The sequence below is a fragment of the uncultured Lutibacter sp. genome (genome assembly GCF_947495725.1).
GTDB lineage: Bacteria > Bacteroidota > Bacteroidia > Flavobacteriales > Flavobacteriaceae > Lutibacter.
In genome coordinates, this window is the sequence record NZ_CANLZZ010000005.1 from 82,478 (window position 1) to 104,331 (window position 21,854).

23 protein-coding genes are annotated in these 21,854 nt (G+C 29.3%); 17 read left to right on the top strand and 6 right to left on the bottom strand.

Annotated features, from left to right (window positions below):
- Positions 1 to 22 precede the first annotated feature (22 nt).
- From Q0776_RS12405 to Q0776_RS12430, 6 genes are all read left to right on the top strand, one after another.
- Positions 23 to 862, top strand: coding sequence for a phytoene/squalene synthase family protein (locus Q0776_RS12405; protein WP_298368723.1), 840 nt, complete (start codon positions 23 to 25; stop codon positions 860 to 862).
- A complete protein-coding gene (locus Q0776_RS12410) occupies positions 862 to 1,362 on the top strand; it encodes a hypothetical protein (RefSeq protein ID WP_298368725.1) in 501 nt (166 codons plus the stop codon). The genes Q0776_RS12405 and Q0776_RS12410 overlap by 1 nt, the downstream gene beginning before the upstream one ends.
- Entirely contained in the window at positions 1,359 to 1,799 is a 441-nt protein-coding gene (locus Q0776_RS12415; RefSeq protein WP_298368728.1) for a sterol desaturase family protein, read from the top strand. The genes Q0776_RS12410 and Q0776_RS12415 overlap by 4 nt, the downstream gene beginning before the upstream one ends.
- Positions 1,796 to 2,485 carry a lycopene cyclase domain-containing protein gene (locus tag Q0776_RS12420; protein WP_298368730.1) on the top strand — a complete coding sequence of 230 codons (690 nt, stop codon included), beginning with the start codon at positions 1,796 to 1,798 and terminating at the stop codon, positions 2,483 to 2,485. The genes Q0776_RS12415 and Q0776_RS12420 overlap by 4 nt, the downstream gene beginning before the upstream one ends.
- A gap of 179 nt (positions 2,486 to 2,664) precedes the next feature.
- The gene (locus Q0776_RS12425; RefSeq protein ID WP_298368733.1) at positions 2,665 to 4,065 is read left to right on the top strand and encodes a fasciclin domain-containing protein; all 1,401 of its coding nucleotides are present in this window, start codon (positions 2,665 to 2,667) and stop codon (positions 4,063 to 4,065) included.
- Positions 4,066 to 4,129: 64 nt separating this feature from the next.
- Positions 4,130 to 5,407 (top strand): deoxyribodipyrimidine photo-lyase, encoded by a 1,278-nt coding sequence (locus Q0776_RS12430; protein WP_298368734.1) that lies wholly within the window; start codon positions 4,130 to 4,132, stop codon positions 5,405 to 5,407.
- A gap of 9 nt (positions 5,408 to 5,416) precedes the next feature.
- Here the strand turns inward: Q0776_RS12430 and Q0776_RS12435 are convergent, their stop codons facing one another.
- The 4 genes from Q0776_RS12435 to Q0776_RS12450 are packed head-to-tail and all read right to left on the bottom strand — an operon-like array spanning position 5,417 to position 9,433.
- Positions 5,417 to 6,838: an SDR family oxidoreductase gene (locus Q0776_RS12435; RefSeq protein ID WP_298368735.1), complete on the bottom strand. Its 1,422-nt coding sequence runs from the start codon at positions 6,836 to 6,838 to the stop codon at positions 5,417 to 5,419.
- Entirely contained in the window at positions 6,839 to 7,456 is a 618-nt protein-coding gene (locus Q0776_RS12440; protein WP_298368738.1) for a flavin reductase, read from the bottom strand.
- Complete coding sequence (locus tag Q0776_RS12445; protein ID WP_298369453.1) at positions 7,456 to 8,766, bottom strand: AarF/UbiB family protein; 1,311 nt, start codon at positions 8,764 to 8,766, stop codon at positions 7,456 to 7,458. The genes Q0776_RS12440 and Q0776_RS12445 overlap by 1 nt, the downstream gene beginning before the upstream one ends.
- 10 nt (positions 8,767 to 8,776) lie before the next feature.
- Positions 8,777 to 9,433 carry a TetR/AcrR family transcriptional regulator gene (locus Q0776_RS12450; protein ID WP_298368740.1) on the bottom strand — a complete coding sequence of 219 codons (657 nt, stop codon included), beginning with the start codon at positions 9,431 to 9,433 and terminating at the stop codon, positions 8,777 to 8,779.
- Between the two features lie 168 nt (positions 9,434 to 9,601).
- Between Q0776_RS12450 and Q0776_RS12455 the strand changes: the two genes are divergently transcribed.
- The 11 genes from Q0776_RS12455 (at position 9,602) to Q0776_RS12505 (ending at position 19,492) form a co-directional block, all read left to right on the top strand.
- On the top strand, positions 9,602 to 10,015 hold the full coding sequence (locus tag Q0776_RS12455; RefSeq protein WP_298368742.1) for a 6-carboxytetrahydropterin synthase: 414 nt from the start codon (positions 9,602 to 9,604) through the stop codon (positions 10,013 to 10,015).
- A complete protein-coding gene (gene folE, locus Q0776_RS12460; protein WP_298368744.1) occupies positions 9,978 to 10,679 on the top strand; it encodes a GTP cyclohydrolase I FolE in 702 nt (233 codons plus the stop codon). The genes Q0776_RS12455 and folE overlap by 38 nt, the downstream gene beginning before the upstream one ends.
- 2 nt (positions 10,680 to 10,681) lie before the next feature.
- Positions 10,682 to 10,903, top strand: coding sequence for a hypothetical protein (locus Q0776_RS12465; protein WP_298368746.1), 222 nt, complete (start codon positions 10,682 to 10,684; stop codon positions 10,901 to 10,903).
- Positions 10,904 to 10,912: 9 nt separating this feature from the next.
- Positions 10,913 to 11,596, top strand: coding sequence for an SDR family oxidoreductase (locus tag Q0776_RS12470; RefSeq protein ID WP_298368748.1), 684 nt, complete (start codon positions 10,913 to 10,915; stop codon positions 11,594 to 11,596).
- A 96-nt stretch (positions 11,597 to 11,692) separates the two neighbouring features.
- A complete protein-coding gene (locus Q0776_RS12475; RefSeq protein WP_298369455.1) occupies positions 11,693 to 12,172 on the top strand; it encodes a glutathione peroxidase in 480 nt (159 codons plus the stop codon).
- Positions 12,172 to 12,633, top strand: a complete 462-nt coding sequence (locus Q0776_RS12480) for a TspO/MBR family protein (RefSeq protein ID WP_298368751.1) — start codon at positions 12,172 to 12,174, stop codon at positions 12,631 to 12,633. The genes Q0776_RS12475 and Q0776_RS12480 overlap by 1 nt, the downstream gene beginning before the upstream one ends.
- A 10-nt stretch (positions 12,634 to 12,643) precedes the next feature.
- Entirely contained in the window at positions 12,644 to 13,129 is a 486-nt protein-coding gene (locus tag Q0776_RS12485) for an SRPBCC family protein (RefSeq protein ID WP_298368754.1), read from the top strand.
- An 18-nt stretch (positions 13,130 to 13,147) separates the two neighbouring features.
- Complete coding sequence (locus Q0776_RS12490) at positions 13,148 to 13,654, top strand: CIA30 family protein (protein WP_298368756.1); 507 nt, start codon at positions 13,148 to 13,150, stop codon at positions 13,652 to 13,654.
- Positions 13,655 to 14,275: 621 nt separating this feature from the next.
- Entirely contained in the window at positions 14,276 to 17,806 is a 3,531-nt protein-coding gene (gene nifJ, locus Q0776_RS12495; protein ID WP_298368759.1) for a pyruvate:ferredoxin (flavodoxin) oxidoreductase, read from the top strand.
- 73 nt (positions 17,807 to 17,879) lie between these two features.
- Positions 17,880 to 18,254 carry a HEPN domain-containing protein gene (locus tag Q0776_RS12500; protein WP_298368761.1) on the top strand — a complete coding sequence of 125 codons (375 nt, stop codon included), beginning with the start codon at positions 17,880 to 17,882 and terminating at the stop codon, positions 18,252 to 18,254.
- Positions 18,255 to 18,316: 62 nt separating this feature from the next.
- Positions 18,317 to 19,492 (top strand): GlmU family protein, encoded by a 1,176-nt coding sequence (locus tag Q0776_RS12505; RefSeq protein ID WP_298368763.1) that lies wholly within the window; start codon positions 18,317 to 18,319, stop codon positions 19,490 to 19,492.
- A 50-nt stretch (positions 19,493 to 19,542) separates the two neighbouring features.
- Here the strand turns inward: Q0776_RS12505 and Q0776_RS12510 are convergent, their stop codons facing one another.
- Together Q0776_RS12510 and Q0776_RS12515 are read right to left on the bottom strand one after the other, a co-directional pair.
- A complete protein-coding gene (locus tag Q0776_RS12510) occupies positions 19,543 to 19,911 on the bottom strand; it encodes a PUR family DNA/RNA-binding protein (protein WP_298368766.1) in 369 nt (122 codons plus the stop codon).
- An 80-nt stretch (positions 19,912 to 19,991) separates the two neighbouring features.
- Complete coding sequence (locus Q0776_RS12515; RefSeq protein ID WP_298368769.1) at positions 19,992 to 21,746, bottom strand: ABC transporter ATP-binding protein; 1,755 nt, start codon at positions 21,744 to 21,746, stop codon at positions 19,992 to 19,994.
- Positions 21,747 to 21,854: the final 108 nt, after the last annotated feature.

Below are 21,854 nucleotides of genomic sequence, written 5' to 3' on the forward strand. Positions count from 1 at the left end.
ATTACTAACTAATAAAATAATTATGAAACAATTGTATGACGAAGTGTCTTTTACATGTAGTAAAAATGTAACTAAAAAATACAGCACTTCTTTTTCGTTAGCTGTTAATATGCTGTCTCCAAAAATTAGAGAAGCAATTTATAGTATTTATGCGTTTGTTCGATTTGCAGATGAAATTGTTGACTCATTTCATAATTATAAAAAATCAGAACTTTTAGATGATTTTGAGAAAGATTATTATAGTGCTTATAATAATAACATAAGTTTAAATCCAATCTTAAATTGTTTTCAGCTTACAGTAAAAAAATACAATATTACAGATGATTTAATTCAATCGTTCTTAAAAAGTATGCGAGCCGATTTAAAAAAGGAAACGTATGAAACTGTTGAGGAATACAATGAGTATATTTATGGTTCGGCAGATGTTGTTGGTCTAATGTGTTTAAAAGTATTTGTTGGTGGTGATAAAGAAAAATATGAGAGCTTAAAAGAGCCTGCAATGAAATTAGGATCTGCTTTTCAAAAAGTTAATTTTTTAAGAGATTTAAAAGATGATTATGAATTGTTGCATCGTTCTTATTTTCCTGGTTTGAATTTAAAGGAGTTGACTTTTGAAGATAAGGCCGAAATTATTGCGGATATAGAGTCGGATTTTAAAGAAGCTTTTTCAGGAATTAAAAGATTACCATTAGAAGCTAAATTTGGAGTTTATACAGCATATGTTTATTATAAAAGGTTGTTAAAAAAGTTAAGTAATACACCGTCAACAGAAATATTAAATACGAGAATTCGAGTTTCAAACCCTATGAAAATTAGTTTATTAGCAAAATCTTTCTTAGTTTATAAGCTAAACTTGTTATAATGAAATTTTTCACCGTTATATTATTTTATTCGCTGTTTTCACAGCCAATTTCTAATGTTGATAGGGTAAGAAATAAGTTTCCAAATATTGTCTCTAAAGACCAAGCTGATGCTTTTATTATGGAATTGAAAAATGATAATTCTCCTGAATCAAAAGCCTATATTGCTGCAATGATTTTTATGAAATCGAGATTTGTGAAATTTCCCTTTACTAAAATGAAGTATTTTAAAGAGGGAAAAAATTTGTTGGATGAAACAATACTTAAAAACCCAGAGAATATTGAAATAAGGTACATTAGGTTTTTAATGCAAAAAGAAATTCCTAGTTTTTTGGGGTATGATAAAAATATAAATGAAGATTTTGAAGTTATTTTAAATGGGGTTACTATTGGTAGATTAAATTTGGATTTAAAATTAAAAATCCTTCATAATATGTTGCAGGTAAAGGACATAACTGTAATGGAGGAAAATAGATTAAATCAATTAATAAAAAGATTATGATGTTTATTTTAATTACAATTCTTACTTTTTTATTGATGGAATGCGTTACTTGGCTAACTCATAAGTACGTAATGCATGGTTTTATGTGGTATTTTCATGAAGATCACCATCAGCCTAGATATCAAAACTGGTTCGAACGCAACGATGTCTTTTTTATCATATTTGCAATACCAAGTATAGCCTTATTTTATTATGGTTTCAAAGGTGGTTTAAATTATTTATTTTTTATAGGATTAGGAATTATGCTTTATGGTTTAGCATACTTTTTGGTTCATGATGTTCTTATTCATAAAAGATTTAATTGGTTTAATAAAACCAATAATAAGTATTTAATAGGTTTAAGAAAAGCCCATAAAGTGCATCACAAGCATTTAGGAAAAGAAGAAGGTGAGTGTTTTGGAATGTTATTTGTTCCTTTTAAGTACTTTAAAATATGACATATTTATATTTATTAATAAATATAGTAAGTTTTTCAGTTCCTTTTATCTATAGTTTTGAAAAAAAAATGCGCTTTATCCAATATTGGAAAGTTGTTTTTTTATCTATTTTAATTGTTGCGGTACCTTTTTTAATTTGGGATGTTATTTTTACACTAAATGGTGTTTGGGGATTTAATTCTAAATATTATTTAGGAATAACCATATTTAAATTACCTTTAGAAGAAATACTTTTTTTTATATGCATTCCATATGCAAGTATTTTTACCCACTATGCATTTGAATATTTTTTTAAAAACCTGAAATTTTCAAATAAAGTAACAAAAACAATTTCGCTATTCTTACTTATTACAGCAATAGTTTTTCTTTTATATGGTTTTCCAAAAGCATATACCACAGTAAATTTTTCGTTGTTTGTGTTTTTAATGTGTTATTCGTTATTATCCAAGAACAATGTATTGAATAGGTTTTATATTACATTTTTAGTGGTGTTATTTCCTTTTTTTATAGTAAATGGATTATTAACTGGAAGTTTTATTGCTGAAGAAGTAGTTTGGTATAACAATGCTGAAAACTTAGGGTTAAGGATTGGAACAGTGCCAATTGAAGATGTTTTTTATGCTTTTAATATGTTGTACCCAGCGCTTATTTTAATTGAAAAATTCAAATTAAATAAAAATGTTTAACAAAAAACTTTGAAAGTTAAACAAAAATACATATATTTGTACCAACGCAAATAAAAGGGCGTTATTTTTTTAGCTAAATTTAAAATGTTTAACATAAATAACATAAAGTTAAACAAAGTCGAGATAAGCCGAACAAAGACTTTAAAAGTAGTAAGCATTAAATATAAAATAATAATGTTATGTTTTTAAAAAATTTAAAATATGTATTAACTCTTTTTACTTTTTCGTTAATGTTAATTTTTACATCTTGTAATGATGATGATAATGATATTCCGGTAATAATGGAAATGGATATTGTTGATTTAGCTAGTGCATCCAATGATTTAAGTATTTTAGTTCAGGCAGTTGTAAAGGCGGATTTAGTAGGAGCACTACAAGCAGATGGACCATTGACAGTTTTTGCACCTACAGATGCTGCTTTTCAAGCATTGTTGGACTCAAATGACTCTTGGAATTCTCTAGATGATATTCCTGTAGAAACCTTAAAATCTGTTTTATTGTACCATGTGGTTAGTGGAAAAAGCGCTGCAGCAGATTTAAGTCAAGGACAAGAATTAACAACTTTAAATATGGAGAAAATTGAAGTAGATTTAACCAACGGTGTGATGCTAAAAACGCTGGCAGAGCAAATGGTTTCCGTAACTACTGCTAATATTAACGCTTCAAATGGAATAATTCATATTATAGATGAGGTTATGTTGCCTATTGCCCCGGAAATGGATATAGTTGATAAGGCAATTGCAACTGCAGATTTGAGTATACTAGTTCAGGCTGTTCAAAAAGCGGGTCTAGTTGAAGCATTACAAGCAGATGGTGCTATGACGGTTTTTGCGCCAAATAATACAGCTTTTCAAGCTTTGTTAGACTCAAATAGCGCTTGGAACTCGTTAGACGATATCCCAGTAGAAACCCTAAAAGCTGTGCTGTTATTTCACGTAGTTCCTTCAAAAATTATGTCAGGTGATTTATCAGACACCTATGTAAAAACATTGGCTACAGGTCCAAATGATGAAAATATTTCTTTACAAGTTAATACAACAGGAGGGGTAACTTTTAATGGAGATGCAATGCCATTGAATGTTGATATAGAAGTTTCAAATGGTGTTGTACATATAATTGATAAGGTTATGTTGCCACCAAATATTGTTACTTTGGCTTTAAATAATGCTGGTTTTTCTACGTTAGTTGCAGCTTTAACCGATGCTAGACATACAACTGATTTTGTTTCTGTGTTGAGTGGTGACGGACCTTTTACAGTTTTTGCACCAACAAATGCTGCTTTTCAAGCGTTATTGGATTCTAACTCTTCTTGGAATTCTTTAGGGGATATTGCAATTGAAACTTTAGATGCAGTTTTAAAATACCACGTGATTAATGCAGCGAATGTTCAGGCAGATCAATTGTCTAATACTACAATTGCAACATTTGGAGGGTCAAATATTACCATTGATTTATCGAATGGAGCTCAAATAAAAACAACAAGTAATCAAACAGTGAATATTTTAGTGGGTGAAGCTACTAATGATGTTCAAGGTACAAATGGAGTAGTGCACGCCATAGATGCAGTTTTGTTAAATTAATAATAGTTAGTTAAATTTGTAAGCGCTGGATAAATCCAAATTATTCAGCGTTTTTTTTTATAATATGAAGAAAATTGCTGTTTTTTGGTTTCGAAGAGATTTAAGGTTAGAAGATAATTGTGCATTATTTCATGCATTAAATTCAAAATATCCAGTATTACCAATTTTTATTTTTGATAAAGAAATATTGTCAGAATTACCTAAAAATGACGCGAGAGTGCAATTTATTCACCAATCGTTGTCTAAAATTAAAAGTGAATTACAGAAAGTAAATACTTCGTTATATATTTTAAATACAAATGTAGTCGATGCTTGGGAGCAAATTTTTCAGGAGTTTAACGTTAAAGAAGTATTTTTTAACAGAGATTATGAACCGTATGCTAATAAGCGTGATGCTAAAATTTCAAACCTTTGCAAAAGTAAAGGAGCTGAAGTTAATAATTTTAAAGATCAAGTAATTTTTGAAAAAAGTGAAATTACAAAAGTTAATGGTTTACCTTACACGGTATATACGCCTTATAAAAAAAAGTGGCTTTTAGAATATCATAATTCAAATATTCAACAATTTCCTTCAGAAAAATTAACTAATAATTTTTTAAAAAATACGTTTCAATTTCCTACGTTGGAAGAAATTGGTTTTGTTGAAAACAAGATTCAAGTGTTGCCAATTAATTCAAAATGCATAGATAATTACGAGAGGTATAGAGATATTCCGTCTGTAGAAACATCAAACATATCGGTGCATTTACGTTTTGGAACCATTAGTATTCGAAAATTAATGGCGTACGCTATTAAAACAGAATCAACGTTTACGAGCGAATTAATTTGGCGTGAATTTTTTATGCAAATTCTATATCATTTTCCAAAAGTGGTGAATGAAAATTTTAAATCAAAGTATAATTTTATTCCATGGAGAAATAACGAACAGGAATTTAAAATGTGGTGCGAAGGAAAAACTGGCTACCCGATCGTTGATGCTGGTATGCGTCAACTTAATGAAACAGGTTATATGCACAATAGGGTTAGAATGATTGTTGCTAGCTTTTTGAATAAGCATTTGTTAATAGATTGGCGTTGGGGCGAAGCATATTTTGCTGAAAAGTTATTAGATTTTGAATTATCCGCAAATAATGGTAATTGGCAATGGGTTGCGGGTACTGGTTGTGATTCAGCACCGTATTTTAGAGTTTTTAACCCAACTACACAGCAACAAAAATTTGATCCAGATTTAAAATACATTAAAAAATGGAATCCTAACTATAGTAACATTCCAGAAATAGTAGAACATAAATTTGCCAGAGAACGTTATTTAGAGGTTGTAAAAAAGTCTTTATTGCAATAGGTTGGTGGGTTATTTTGCTAAATTAGAAATCATTCCGTTAAATATAAACCAATGAAATGGTATAACTGAATACCAATATAAACGACCTGCAACACCTTTAGGTCTAAAAGTTGCAGTTTGATATAAAATATTGTCTTCTATTTTAAACTCTAACCAAGCTTCTCCAGGAAGTTTCATTTCAGCATATAGTAATAACCTTTTTTGTTTTTTGTCAGCGTAAATTACACGCCAAAAATCTAGAGAATCACCCACATTGAGTTCTATTGGGTTTGTTCGTCCTCTTCTTAAACCAATTCCTCCAAAAACTTTGTCGAAAAAACCTCTAAGTTTCCATAAAAAATCTCCGTAATACCAACCATTTTCTCCTCCAATAGCCCAGATTTTATCAAGCGTTTTTGTTGGATTTGTAATGGTTCGTTGTTTCATATCTTTAAAGCATCCGTAGCTTGGTACATTAATGTATTCGTGGGCGTTATGTTGCAAGAGACCACTAATAAAAGAGTCTTTCCAGCTAGAAACAATACTGTTTTGTTCAATTTTTACAAATGCTTTTTTTATTGCTTTTTTATAAGAAATAGGGTGTATGTTTAAGATTTTATTGATGTTGCTCGGCTTTCCAATAATTTCTATACCCATGCTATTTACCAATGAAGCAGCAAGTTTGTATGATGTGGATGTTACAAAATATAACCAATAGGAAGATAATTTTGGTGTCATTATTGGTACAGTGAAAATATATCTTTTCAAACCTCTTATTTTAGCAAATTCAAGTAACATTTCTTGATAGGTTAATATTTCTGGACCAAAAATATCAAAAGATTTTCGGTACAATTGTTCATTTCCTATAGCTCGTAATAAAAAATTTAAAACGTCTCTTATGGCGATAGGTTGTGTTTTTGTGTTTAGCCATTTTGGAGCAATCATTACGGGTAGTTTTTCAACTAAATCTCTAATGATTTCAAACGAAGAACTTCCAGATCCAACAATAATTCCTGCTTTAAAAGTAGTTAATGCATAAACGTTTGATTGTAAAATTGTTTCTACATTTTTTCTTGATAATAAATGTTTAGAAAGCTTCGTGTCGTTAGTAATGCCACTTAAATATATCACTTGCTTTGCGGTAGTTGTTTCAATAAATAGCTTGAAATTTTGAGCGCATTGTTCTTCTAAAGAATGAAATTCTGTCGAAGAATTAGACATAGAGTGTATAAGATAGTATGCAACATCTATATCTTTTGGAATAGTTGATAATGTTTCAGGCTTTAAAAAGTCTGATTCCACAACAGAAATAAGTTCGTCTCGAGTGTTGTTGAATTGATGTGCTCTTGACGCATCTCTTACAGAACAAACTACGGTGTGACCTTCATTTAATAATAAAGGAATTAATCTTTTTCCAATATAGCCAGTTGCTCCTGTGACAAGAATTTTCATTTATTTTATGGGTCTTTGGTAATCCATTCGTTCTTTTAAATTTGGAATAGCATAGCCATCCAAACCATTTATAGTGGCAATTGCTCCTTTTGATAAATTAATAAAGCCATCATTTTCTAATAAACTATCTTCAATGTATAACCCTTGTATTTCTCCAATTACAAGTTTTGTGTTGTTTGCTTTTATATTGTATTCTTCTATATATTTCATCCCTAATTGTATTGGGCTGTTTTTAACAAAAGGTGCGTAAAATTTGTCTTTATAAGCTGTTTCTAAATCTGTAACATCAAATTCAGATACAGATTTATCGTATTTTGCTGATGTATGGTGTGCGTCTTTTAATATGTTTTCATGGATATGATTAATGGTGAAATAACCAGTTTCCATAATGTTTTCATAGGTATCTCTAGGAACTGTTGTTGGTCTTAAAATAAAACCCAATAATGGAGGTGAAGATCCTAGATGAATAACTGAACTAAAGATAGCTAAATTTGTTATAGCATCGGTTGATTTTGTAGCAATTAAATTAGCCGACTTGTAACCTGCACAGCTATTAATAAGATTAATTTTATATAAATGTTCTAAAGAATTGATAGCTTCTTTGTTAAAATAATTCATTATAATTTGTTGAAATTATTAATTTGAATGTCTTTAGCTTTTAGATCAAACATTAAATTGTACAATCCGAAAAAGGTTCTGTTGATGTAAATAAAATGTTTGGAACCTCTGTTTCCATTCATGTTTTTTAGTTCAGAACTTTTAGAATAGCGTTCTCCTAAAGCTGCAATTTGTTGAAAGAAATCTGGATTGGAAAAATCGAATGTTTCTTCGTGAAATGGCTGTGTAAATAAACTCAACATATCGTGAAACATAGCTGTAAAAAACTCCAATTCTTCTTCAGAATCATCTGCTCTTAAAATTTCTAATTCAAATAAAGTATCTTTAAATAATTGAGCGTTGTTAATGTTTTCTTTTTTAGCTAATTCAAAATAAGGAATATAAAACTCATTTGGTATGGTTTTCATACAGCCAAAATCAATGGCAATTAACTCACTGTTTTCTGAAATTAAAAAATTACCAGGATGCGGATCAGCGTGTACCTTTTTTAATCGGTGAATTTGATACATATAAAAATCCCACAAAGCTTGACCTAGTTTATTTGATTTTTCTTGATTTGTGTTGTGCGCTGTAAATTCAGATAAATGTTCACCGTGCATCCAATCCATGGTAATAATTCTTTCAGAAGACCAATCTTCATAATAATTGGGGAATTTTAAATTAGGAATATGTGCACAGGCTTTTACAATTTCTTTACTTTGTGCAACTTCTAAAATATAATTGGTTTCTTCAATAAGCTTGTCTTCAACTTCTTTAAAATATTTATCAGAGTCTTTTCCTCTAATATTAAACATGCTTATAGCAATAGGTTTTACCAATGCTAAATCACTTGAAATACTGTTTGCGATTCCTGGATATTGGATTTTAACAGCCAATGCTTTTCCATTTTTTGTGGCTTTGTGTACTTGTCCAATACTAGCTGCGTTTACAGAAGTTGCATTAAAAGTGTCAAACAATTCACTTGGAGATTTACCAAAGTATTTTTTAAACGTTTTTACAACCAAAGGTGCGGATAGCGGTGGTACTGAGAACTGTGATAATGAAAATTTTTCTACATAAGCCTGTGGTAAAATACTTTTTTCCATACTCAGCATTTGAGCCACTTTTAAAGCGCTACCTTTTAATTTTTTAAGTCCGTCGTAAATGTCTTCGGCATTGTTTTTATTTAATTTTTCTTTTGCATCAATTTCTGAAGATACCAGTTTATCACTATAATATTTTATGTAATTTACACCAACTTTAGCGCCAGTTTGTACTAGTTTTGATGCACGTTGTATTTTTGAAACGGGAATAGAATCTATAGATTTTATCATAAGTGTTTTAGTTTGAATTCATTTTTTCTTTATACAAAAACTTGCCAAGATCTATAACGCTTTTTAAAGGTGCTGTATTTAGTAAATCAAAACTTGTGTTCACAGCTTTTTCAATAAAAATATCAGTTTTTTCAAAGGACGCAGAATTGTCATTTATCCAAAACTTAATAGTAATTAAAAATTGCATCCAAGCACTTTCTTCAATTGCTTTATCTTGAAATTTAGAAATCTTTTGCTCTTTAAAATCAAGCGTATCAATATTTAGTTCACTTATAAATTTTGTGAATGAATTTTTTAAGATATTAAGTGTTCTTAATTTCTGTAAATTTATGGATCCATTATTAAGAACTAATAATAGGTAACTTCGGTTTGCAGAAAAATTTTCAAAAAAAGTGAAATAAAAACTTAACAACTTACTTCTAGAATCAAAAGTTAGGTATTCTTCACTTTTATTTAAAGTCTCTAAAGTGTTATTGAAGAATGTATTAAGTATTTCTTTTTCAATTCCTTCAAAGGAACCAAAATAGTTGTAGAACTCACTTTCTTCAAAATTTGCCGCTTTTGCAAATGCATAAACAGATTTTGGTGGAGTGTTGTTTTCTAACACAAAATTCATATAACTCGATATAATTTCTGAATGTGATATTTTTTTGTTTTTTGCCATTACGTTATTTAGTGTTTAATAAAATACAATACAAATTAAACAAAAAATATTAAAATAATATTATATTTAGAATAATTAAACTTTATTGCATTATAGTTAAAATATATGTCAATATCTATTTAACCATCTTATATTGTTTATATTTACACAAATTAAGTTGAACAAAATATGAATAATAGATTTGCAGTTACCAGAAGAGAACATTTTAATGCAGCTCACAGATTGCACAATGCAAACTGGTCTCTTGAAAAAAATAAAGAGGTGTTTGGTAAATGTAATAACCCAAACTTTCATGGGCACAATTACGAGTTGGAAGTGAAGGTGATTGGAGAAATTCAGGATGATACAGGATACGTGGTTGACACAAAAAAATTGTCTAACCTTATTAAAAATGAGGTATTAGATAAATTTGATCACCAAAACTTAAATTTAGATGTGGAAGAATTTAAATCTTTAAATCCAACAACTGAAAACATTGCAAAGGTTATTTATTTGATTTTAAAACCTCTAATTGAAACGCAGTATGAACTAAAAATTAAATTATATGAGACACCAAGAAACTTTGTTGAATTCCCTTACTAATGGAACGAAACTAAATGGTTTTACTTTTGATGAGATAGGTGACGATCATTTATATACAGGAGTGGAAACTCCAATGAAGAAAGATGCTTTTTTGCTAAGTGATACAGAAAAGAAAGATAAAATTGCTGATTTATTTTCCCAAATAATGGATGTAATGGGATTGGATTTAACCGATGACTCCTTGAAAGGAACGCCTAAAAGAGTTGCTAAAATGTATATAGACGAAATTTTTTCAGGCTTAAATCCCAAGAATAAACCAAAAATAGCGTTGTTCGAAAATAAATATAAATACAACCAAATGTTGGTTGAAAAAAACATACAATTTTACTCAAATTGTGAGCATCATTTTGTGCCAATTTTTGGAAAAGTACACGTGGCTTATGTTTCTTCGGGAAAAGTAATAGGACTTTCGAAAATTAATAGAATTGTACAGTATTTTGCAAATAGACCTCAAGTACAAGAGCGTTTAACAAATCAAATAGCTATGGAGTTGTCTTCTATTTTAGAAACCGATGATGTTGCCGTTATTGTAGATGCAAAGCATTTGTGTGTGGCTTCAAGAGGTATTAAAGATGATTCTTCGGCAACCGTGACTAGTTTTTATGGAGGTGTTTTTAATAAACCAGAGAAAATTGTAGAACTTCAAAATTATTTAAAACTATAGTTATGGAACTTATAAAAAAAGCTTTAGAATTTGAACAACGTAAATTATCATTAAAAAGCACAAATGATAGAATTTTAGCTTCAAAAGAAGTTAAAAGTTTGATTTTAGGGATTAATGAGATATATAAAGAAACTAAAAATCCAGAGTTGATGGATATTATGAAGCGTTTAACAGTTATTAAGCGTAAAGTTGAAAAACGATTAAAATTGCGAATTACTGTTTAATAACTAAAAATGAAAACAATTGTAATTATTGGTGGTAGTAAGGGAATTGGCAAAGCTATTTCTCAAATGAAATTAAATTTGAACAAGGTTATAAATTTAAGTAGGACAAAACCAGATTTTGAACATGTAAATTTAACCCATTATACTTGTGATATTTTAAAAGATGAGTTACCTGATTTAAATTCGGTTGATGCGCTAATTTATTGCCCGGGTAGTATTAATTTAAAGCCGTTTACTCGTTTAAAAATTGAGGATTTTAAAACGGATTTTGAAATTAATTTTTTAGGAGCGGTAAAAGCAATTGAAAAATATTTACCTTTATTAAAAGAGGCTAATTCGCCATCTATTTTATTGTTTAGTACCGTTGCAACAAAATTAGGAATGCCTTTTCACGCGAGTATTGCCTCGTCAAAATCAGCCGTTGAAGGTTTGGTAAAATCTTTGGCCGCAGAATTTTCACCTTTAATAAGAGTGAATGCTATTGCACCAACTGTAACAAATACTAGTTTAGCTTCTAGACTTTTAAGAAATGATAAAACGAAAGAACAAATGATTGAAAGACACCCTTTAAAAAAATATTTACAACCTGAAGAAATTGCAGAGATGGCTTCGTTTTTAATTTCAGAAAAAGCAGCATCTATGTCTGGGCAAATAATAGAAATGGATTGTGGAATAACCACATTAAAAGTTTAATAAAATTTTATTTAAATGAAAATAGTTGGAATTATAACAAGTTTAATCGTTTCGTTGGTTTTTATTGGCGAAATAAATTCAAAAATAAATAATATTATGGAAAACACACCATCGCTTTATAGTATTTCAATAAATAGTATAACTGGAGAGCCTATTAATTTTGAAAATTTTAAAGGAAAAAAAATACTTATAGTAAATACCGCTTCTAAATGTGGTTTTACAGGGCAGTATAAAGATTTGGAAAAATTATATAACACCTACAAAGATAAGCTTGTGGTAATAGGAGTTCCTTGTAATCAATTTGGAGGACAAGAACCAGGTACATTAACCGAAATTCAATCGTTTTGTGAAGTTAATTATGGGGTTACTTTTTTATTAACCGAGAAAGTAGATGTGAAAGGAGATAATCAACATCCTTTATATAAATGGTTAACAAATAAAGAAATGAACGGAGTTAAAAGTTCATCAGTAAAATGGAATTTTCAAAAGTATTTATTAAATGAAAAAGGTGAACTTATTGATTACTACTATTCCATAACAAAACCAATGAGTTCTAAAATTACAAAGCATCTATAATGAAACAGTTAATGTGGTTACTATTGTTTTTATTTATAAATTTTTCTGCACTAGGAGTTGGAAGTTGGTTAATGAGCAATGGTCCAACGTCGGGTTGGTATTTAACTTTAAATAAGGCGCCTTGGACTCCTCCAGGTTGGGTTTTTGGAGCGGCTTGGACTATCATAATGATTTGTTTTTCAGTGTATTTGTCCTATTTGGTGAATATAAAAGAAGCTAACACATTTTGGATGTTATTTTCAATACAATTTATTTTAAATGTTTCTTGGAACTTTATTTTTTTTAATCAGCATGCAATTGGTTTAGCTTTAATAGTAATTATTTTACTTACCGTATTAATAACTTATTATACGTTTGCTTTTCTCTCTGAAATGAAATTCAAAACATTATTAATTGCACCTTATATTATATGGTTACTTATTGCAACTAGTTTGAATGCTTATACTTATTTAAAAAATTAATTTTAGCTATATGAGATTTTCATCAAAAGGAATTGTTTATCGATTATCCTCAAAACAACAATTACCAATTTCTATGGATAAGGCTTGGGAGTTTTTATCAAATCCAGCTAATTTAAAAGAAATTACACCAACATATATGAGTTTTGATATTATTAGTGGAGCAGATAGACCAATGTTCGCTGGACAAATAATTCAATACATAGTAACTCCAATTTTAGGAATTAAAACAACTTGGGTCACAGAAATTACACATGTAGTTAATAAGCAGTATTTTGTTGATGAGCAACGCTTTGGTCCTTATGCGCTTTGGCATCATAAACATTTTATTAAACCCGTAAAAGGTGGAGTTGAAATGGAAGATATTATAGATTATAAAGTGCCATTTGGTATTTTAGGACGATTGGTTCACCCAATACTAGTTAAACCCAAACTACAGGAAATTTTTAAATATAGACAAGCTAAATTAATTGAACTTTTTGGGGATTACAATCAATAAAACTTAATAATTTAACTAATGACAATAGATAGACCTACTATGCCTACGATTTTTAATAGTGAAAAAAACAGTAATGTATCTGGTTGGAGAATAATTAATGATGGGGTAATGGGAGGTAATTCAAAAGGTACTTTTTATTTAAATGAAGAGAGGGTAGGAGTTTTTAAAGGAACTGTTTCTACTAAAAACAACGGAGGGTTTACATTATTAAGAAATCGAATTTCAAAAATAAAAACTACGGAATTTAAAAAAGTAATATTGAATATTAAGGGAGATGGAAAAAGATATCAATTTAGATTAAAGTCAAACAAAAACGATCAACATTCTTTTATAACCTATTTTGAAACAACAGAAGATTGGCAACAAATTGAAATTTTATTAACTGAAATGACGCCAAATTTTAGAGGACAAAAATTGGATCTTCCTAATTACAATGGAGCACAAATTGAAGAAATAGGTTTTTTAGTGGGAAATAAAAAAAATGAAAATTTTAAACTTCAAATTAAAAGTATAATACTGAAATAATTTAATTCAATTAGTGAAAATAGTATAAAACTAGACAATATTGTAATAGTTAATACATCAACTTTCCACTTTTTAAAATGTTAAAGCTGCACAGTTCATTTTCTCCTATTAAGCAGTGTCTAATAAATTATCTGGTTGATATTATAAATTTACTTCCAAAAACTTTTAACTTAATTTATGGTATTTAAGAATATAAAAGTTCCGCTTAAAATTGAGTTATTTTAAAAATTAAAACGTGTATTTATGTATTTTTAATAAGTCAAAAAGTATGTTAATTACCGTTTTGTTGTAAAACTACAATTTAAGTAATTTTGTATTTAATAGAATACAAACTAGTCTTTAAATATGACCTAATTTTTGTGTTAATGCATTGTTAATATTGTTACATAGAATCATTAAATTGGTTATCCAAACAGGTTAACCAGCATACAGTAAGATTATTATGATAATTATTTTTATTCTTTCTAAATAATTTCTTAATTGTTTTAACTGATATATATCAGCATAACTTCAGGTTAATTCTTCTAATTTTACAATACTTAAATTAATAATTAAATATAATTTGTAGCTACTTCATAACAATTAAACTACAAATTGTTTTACGTAAATAACAAAGAAGAAATGAAACCAGAAACAAAGAAATTAATTTGTGATGCTAATGAGGCGGTTGCCATAGTAGCACACAAAACGAATGAGGTTTGTGCAATTTATCCAATTACACCTGCCTCTCCAATGGGTGAACATGTTGATGTTTATAGTGCAAAAGGTCAAGAAAACATTTGGGGAGATGTTCCTCGAATTGTTGAAATGCAAAGTGAGGCAGGAGCTGCAGGGACTGTTCATGGATCTTTACAAGGTGGAGCACTAACAACTACTTTCACGGCATCTCAAGGACTTTTATTAATGATACCAAATATGTATAAAATGGCAGGGGAATTATTACCTACTGTTATTCATGTTGCTGCAAGAACTTTGGCAACACATGCATTGTCTATTTTTGGTGATCATTCAGATGTTATGTCGGCACGTCAAACTGGTTTTTCAATGTTATTTGGTGGTTCTGTTCAAGAGGCACACGATTTTGCATTAATTTCTCAAGTGGCAGCTTTAAAAAGTAAAGTTCCATTTATGAATATTTTTGATGGATTTAGAACATCTCATGAAATTTCTAAAATCGATGCTATTTCTGATGATGTTATAAAAGCAATGATGCCAGAAGAGGAAATAATGAAACATAAAAAAAATTCATTAGATCCAGACAATCCTGTATTAAGAGGTACAGCTCAAAATCCTGATGTATTTTTCCAAGCACGTGAAGCTGCAAATATATATTATGAAAGAGTTCCAGAAATTGTACAAGATACAATGGACGAGTTTTATAAGCATACAGGAAGAAAATATAGCTTATTTTACTATGTAGGTCATCCAGAAGCTGAAAAAGTGGTTGTTATCATGGGATCTGGTCAAGGTCCGGTTATGGAAACTATTGATACTTTAGTTGAAAAAGGTGAAAAGGTTGGAGCATTATTTGTGCGTTTATACCGTCCGTTCTCAATAAGTAACTTTATTGAACAAATGCCAAAAACAGTTAAAAAAGTTGCTGTTTTAGATAGAACTAAAGAACCAGGAAGTACAGGAGAACCATTATACTTAGATGTAGTAACAGCGTATGTAGAGATGGGAGAAAAAATGCCAACTGTTGTTGGTGGTCGTTATGGTTTATCTTCAAAAGAATTTACTCCAACAATGGTAAAAGGTATCTTTGATGAATTGGATAAAAATTCACCTAAAAATCACTTTACAATTGGTATTAACGATGATGTAACTCATACAAGTTTATCTTATACACCAGGTTTCCAAACTAAAAAATCTACATTTAACTGTATGTTTTATGGTTTAGGATCTGATGGTACAGTAGGAGCAAATAAAAATTCAATTAAAATTATTGGTGAAACTACAGATAATTTTGTTCAAGGATATTTTGTTTATGACTCTAAAAAAGCTGGAGCCCAAACAGTTTCGCATTTACGTTTTGGACCAGAACCAATTTATTCTAATTACTTAATTACAACAGCTAACTTTATTGCTTGTCATCAATTTAGTTTTATTCACAAATATGATGTTTTAGGTCATATTAAAGAAGGAGGAACATTTCTATTAAACTCTCCTTATTCTAAATATAAAGTTTGGACAGAGCTTCCAAGTTCAATGCAACAAACAATTATAGATAAAAATATAGATTTCTATGTAATTGATGCAACAAAAGTAGCGCAAGAAGCTAAATTAGGAAAGCGTACAAATACAGTTTTACAAACTTGTTTCTTTGCAATTTCGGGCGTACTTCCAAAAGATGAAGCAATTAAGAAAATTAAAGAAGCCATTGTAAAATCATACTCTAAAAAAGGTGATGCAGTTGTTCAAATGAACTTTAATGCCGTAGATAAATCATTAGATAATCTAGAAAAAGTTGAATATCCTCGTCATACAACAAATAAAGATGGTTTATTACCAATGATGACAGATAACGCTGATGATTTTGTTAAAGAAATTTTAGGAACAATTTTAGCTGGTAAAGGAGATTCACTTCCGGTAAGTGCTTTTGCTGCAGATGGTACATTCCCAACAGGAACTACTCAATATGAAAAACGTGGAATTGCAGATGCTGTTCCAACTTGGGACGATGCAGACCTTTGTACACAATGTAACAAGTGTGTTAACATTTGTCCACATGCTGCAATTAGAGCTAAAGTAGTTTCAAACGATTTATTAGAAAATGCACCTGCAGGATTGAAACATGTTCCTGCAAAAGGTAGACCGTTTGATAAAGACAATGAAAGTTATATACTTCAAGTATCTCCGCAAGATTGTACGGGATGTGATCTTTGTGTAGCTGTTTGTCCTGCAGAAAGTAAAGAAGTTGAAGGTGTATTTGCTATTAACTTAGCTAAAAAACTAGAAGTAGAAAAAGTAGAAGATGAAAACTGGGATTTCTTTATTAATTTACCAGACTATGACAGAAAAGAATTAAAAACTTCTACCGTAAAAGGATCGCAATTTTTAGAACCATTATTTGAGTTCTCTGGAGCTTGTTCTGGTTGTGGTGAAACACCTTATATTAAATTAATAACTCAATTGTACGGTGATAGTATTATGATTGCCAATGCAACAGGTTGTTCATCAATTTACGGAGGAAATTTACCAACTACTCCTTATACAACAAATAAAAAAGGTAGAGGACCAGCTTGGGCAAATTCATTATTTGAAGATAATGCAGAGTTTGGTTTAGGTATGCAATTAGCATTAACTAAAAAACAAGAAATAGCAGTTGGTTTATTAAAGTCTTTAGAATCAAAAATAGGAAGTACTTTGGTTAATAAAATCATAGATTCTCCTGAAGATACTGAAACTTTAAAAGAAGAAAAATTAGCAGATATTGAAGAGTTAAATGCAATATTAGATACCATTGATACTTATGAAGCCAAAAAATTAAGAAACCTATCTGAATACTTACGTAAAAAAGCAGTTTGGATATTTGGTGGTGATGGTTGGGCTTATGATATTGGTTACGGAGGTGTTGATCACGTATTAGCATCTGGTGAAAATATCAATATTTTAGTAATGGATACTGAGATTTATTCAAATACAGGTGGACAAGCATCAAAAGCTACACAAATTGGAGCAAGTGCTAAGTTTGCAATGAATGGTAAATCAAGCAATAAGAAAAGTTTAGCGTTGCAGGCAGTTTCTTATGGTAATGTATATGTAGCTCAAATTGCAATTGGAGCAAAAGATATGCAAACCTTAAAAGCAATTGAAGAAGCAGCCGCGTATCCAGGACCTTCTATTATTATTGCATACTCTCATTGTGGAGATCACGGTTACGACTTAAAATATGGAGCTCAACACCAAGAAAAAGCAATTGAAACTGGTTATTGGCCATTGTTTAGATTCAATCCTTTAGCACCTAAAGGAAAGAAATTTAAACTAGATTCAAAAGCTCCTTCAGCACCATTAGAAGATTTCATGTACACTGAAACTCGATTTACAAGAGTTGTTAAAGATGATGCAGAACGAGGTGCAATGTTATTGAAAAAAGCTCAAGAACAAGTTGATATTCAATGGGAGAGATTAGAACTCTATAAAAATTTATAATTCAATTAATTTTAAAGTGCTAGGTGTTCTAAACACCTAGCACTTTTTTTAACTCCTTTAAAAATTAGAAATCATGAATTCAAGACCTGAAGCATTTTTAAAAGAAGCAAAGAAAAACTTAGATTTAGCAAAAAACGAATTACTTAAACCTTCAGAAGATATAGTTACATACTCTGTTTGTAAAAATTCGCAATTTGCAATTGAAAATTTTCTTAAAGGATATTTAACAAAAAACAATATTGATATTGAGTTAAATGATACTATTGAAACTTTATATAATAAATGTTTATCATTTGACGAAAATTTTAAAAATATTGATTTAAGTGCAATAGGATGTCGAGATCACGCTATTGATTCTCGTTATTGTTCAGAAATTAATTCTGTTAGTGCCTGTTTTGATACAGCAGACAGTATTGATACCTATTTAAGAAAAAAACAAGTATTATAGAATACGTGTTTTTCATTTGAACAAAAAAAAACTTACTGTACCTTTGTTTAAATTATATAACTATGAATTATATTTTATTTGACGGTTCAGTACGCAATGCATTGTTGCCTTTTACTTATACAAAACCAGTTGCCGATTTAAGAATAGGAATTTTAACTATTCGTGAAAAATGGGAAAAGCATCTTGGTTATACAACTACTACACTTACCGAAGAGTATTTGGAAGAAAAATATCCTATGGTTGAGATGGAAAAAAATGTGATGATAAATGCATCTTTTTTACCATCTACTCAATTAGTAAAACAAATTAAAAATTTAAAAGAAAATCAGGCTATTTTTAGTGGAGGAGAAGTTATTGCTTTTTTTACAACCGAAAATCAGGAAGTTGTAAATTTTGAAGAATATAAGCAATTTGATTTTGAAGAGTCTATTTTAAAAATAAACAATACTTGGGATTTATTTTCATTAAATGATAAAGCCATAAAACTAGATTTTGATTTAATTACCGAAGGTAGAAAATCACAACCAATTCCTGAAGGCGTTAATTATCTTAACAAAGAAGATATTTTTATTGAAGAAGGTGCAGAAATTTTATTCTCTACATTAAATGCAAGTACAGGTCCAATTTATATTGGAAAAGATGCTTTAATAATGGAAGGTAGCGTTATTAGAGGTCCCTTCAGTTTAGGTGATGATTCTGTAATTAAAATGGGAGCTAAAATTTATGGTGCTACAACTGTTGGGCCGAGTTCAAAAGTTGGGGGAGAAGTAAATAATAGCGTAATAATGGGCTTTTCAAATAAAGGTCATGATGGATTTTTAGGAAATTCGGTTTTAGGAGAATGGTGTAATATTGGTGCAGATTCTAATAATTCGAATTTAAAAAATAATTATGCTGAAGTAAAATTATGGAGTTATGAAACCGAACGATTTGCTAAAACTGGATTACAGTTTTGTGGTTTAATGATGGGAGATCATTCCAAATGTGCAATAAATACAATGTTTAATACAGGTACTGTAGTTGGTGTTAGTGCAAATATATACGGAAGTAATTTCCCTCGTAATTTTGTTCCTTCTTTTAGTTGGGGAGGAGCGGCAGGTTTTTCAATTTATCAAATAAATAAGGCTGTTGAAACTGCGTCGTTAGTATTTCAACGCCGAGGTTTAGAATTTGATGAACAAGAGAAAAGAATATTAACTCATGTATTCGAAATAACCGAAAAATATAGAAAATATTAATAAAAAATCCCATTATGAAAATAATGGGATTTTTTTAATTATAAATTCTTTTAAATATCTTCGAAATTTACATCTGTAAAACTCTCAGTACTAGAAGTTCCTGTTTCCATTTCAGATGGTCTTTTAAAGTCTTTTTGATGACGTTCAGATATTACTTCTTCGCCTTTTTCTGTTAAAATATAATCTGTCGCAGCCTTTAACATTTCATTAAACTCTACAAAATCTTCTTTATATAAATAAATTTTGTGTTTTTTGTAATGGAAAGTACCATCGTCATGTGTAAATTTTTTGCTCTCAGTTACGGTTAAGTAATAATCATCTGCTTTTGTCGCTCTTACATCAAAAAAGTAAGTTCTTCTTCCTGCTCTAAGAACTTGAGAGAAAATCTCTTCTTGTTCTAAATGTTCTTTGTCACTCATAATTAACTTTCTAATTTATTAATCTTTCTTTTAGATTTCTACAACAAATCTATAAAATTATTTGATTTGTACTGCAATTTTTACAATTCTTTTTCTAAAAGTTGCTGATCGTAAAGTTCCTTATAATATCCCGATTTTTTAATTAGTTCATTGTGTGAACCTTGTTGAATAATTGAGCCATTTTCTAGGACAATAATTTTATCGGCATTTTTAACAGATGATATTCTGTGACTAACAATTATGGTGGTTTTATTTTTGCTAATTTTATACAAATTATTTAAAATAATTTCTTCTGTTTCTGTGTCAACTGCAGACAAGCAATCGTCGAAAATTAAAATTTTAGGTTCTTTAATTATTGCACGAGCTATAGAAATACGTTGTTTTTGTCCTCCGGATAAGGTGACGCCACGTTCACCTACAAAAGTGTTGTATCCCTCGTTAAAATCAATAATATTATGATGTATATAAGCATCTTTGGCTGCTTGTTCAATTTTTTCATCAGATGCATTGTTATCACCAAATTTTATATTGTTTTTTATGGTGTCGGAAAACAAGAAAGCTTCTTGAGGAACAAATCCAATATTCTGACGAATACTATCTAAATTATGATCTTTAATATTTTTTCCATCAATTAAAACTGCTCCCTTTTCAACATCATATAATCTTGCAATTAAATTTAAAATTGTAGATTTTCCCGAACCTGTATTTCCTAATATGGCAACTGTTTCTCCTTTTTCAATTTTAAAACTGAGATTTTTTAACGCAATTATATGTGTGTCGTCATAAGTAAATGTTACGTCGTTAAATTCAATTTCACCTTTAATATCTGAAGGTTCTACAACCAAATTTTTAATTTCAGGTTCATGTTTTAAAAATTCATTTATTCGTTTTTGAGAAGCTTCGGCCTGTTGTATAATTGAAGTTACCCAACCAACAACAGCTACCGGCCATGTTAACATATTAACATACATTATAAATTCGGCAATAACTCCAATGGTAATTTCACCGGCAATATATCTTAAACCACCAATATAAATAACTAAAATATTACTTAATCCTATTAACAAGATCATTAATGGAAAAAACAGTGCTTGAGCTTTAAATAAATTAATGTTCTTCTCTTTTGAAGTTTTTGCTAATTCACCAAATTCTTTAATAGCATTTTTCTCAATACCATAGGATTTTAAAATACTAATTCCAGAAAATGTTTCTTGTGCATTTGCCGTTAATTTGGAAAGGTATTGTTGTACTAACGTACTTCTTTTATGAATAACTCTACTTAAAATATATATAGATAATGATAAAATAGGTAATGGTAATAAGGTATAATTTGTTAAAGTAACATCGATATGATACATTTTTACAATTGCTACAGCAAATAAAACTATCATGTTAATGCTATACATTATAGCTGGTCCAAAATACATTCTAACTTTTGTAACATCTTCACTAATTCTATTCATTAAATCTCCGGTGCGGTTCTTTTTGTAGAAGTTTAAAGATAGTTTTTGATATTGCTGATAAATTTCATTTTTAAGGTCAAATTCAATCAAACGAGACATAACAATTATTGTTTGACGCATTAAAAAAGTGAAAAACCCAGAAAGTAAAGCGGCACCAATAATTAATAATATATTATGAAGCAAATCAGTTTTTACAACATCTATATCTGTAATAATACCATTTTTATAATCTTGTGCCTTATCTAACGATTTACTAATTAATTGTGGTATTTGAAGTGCTAAATATTTAGAACAAAACGTAATAACCAAACCAATTAATAGTCTATTTTTATATTTTATAAAATATTTATTTAAATATTGTAAGGCTTTCATATCAGGAAAAACAATGTTTCAAATTTAGTGTACGAAGATACATTTTTATATATTTATAGTACTTATTTTAAGATAGATTTAACTTTGAATAAAAAAGTGAAAACAAAT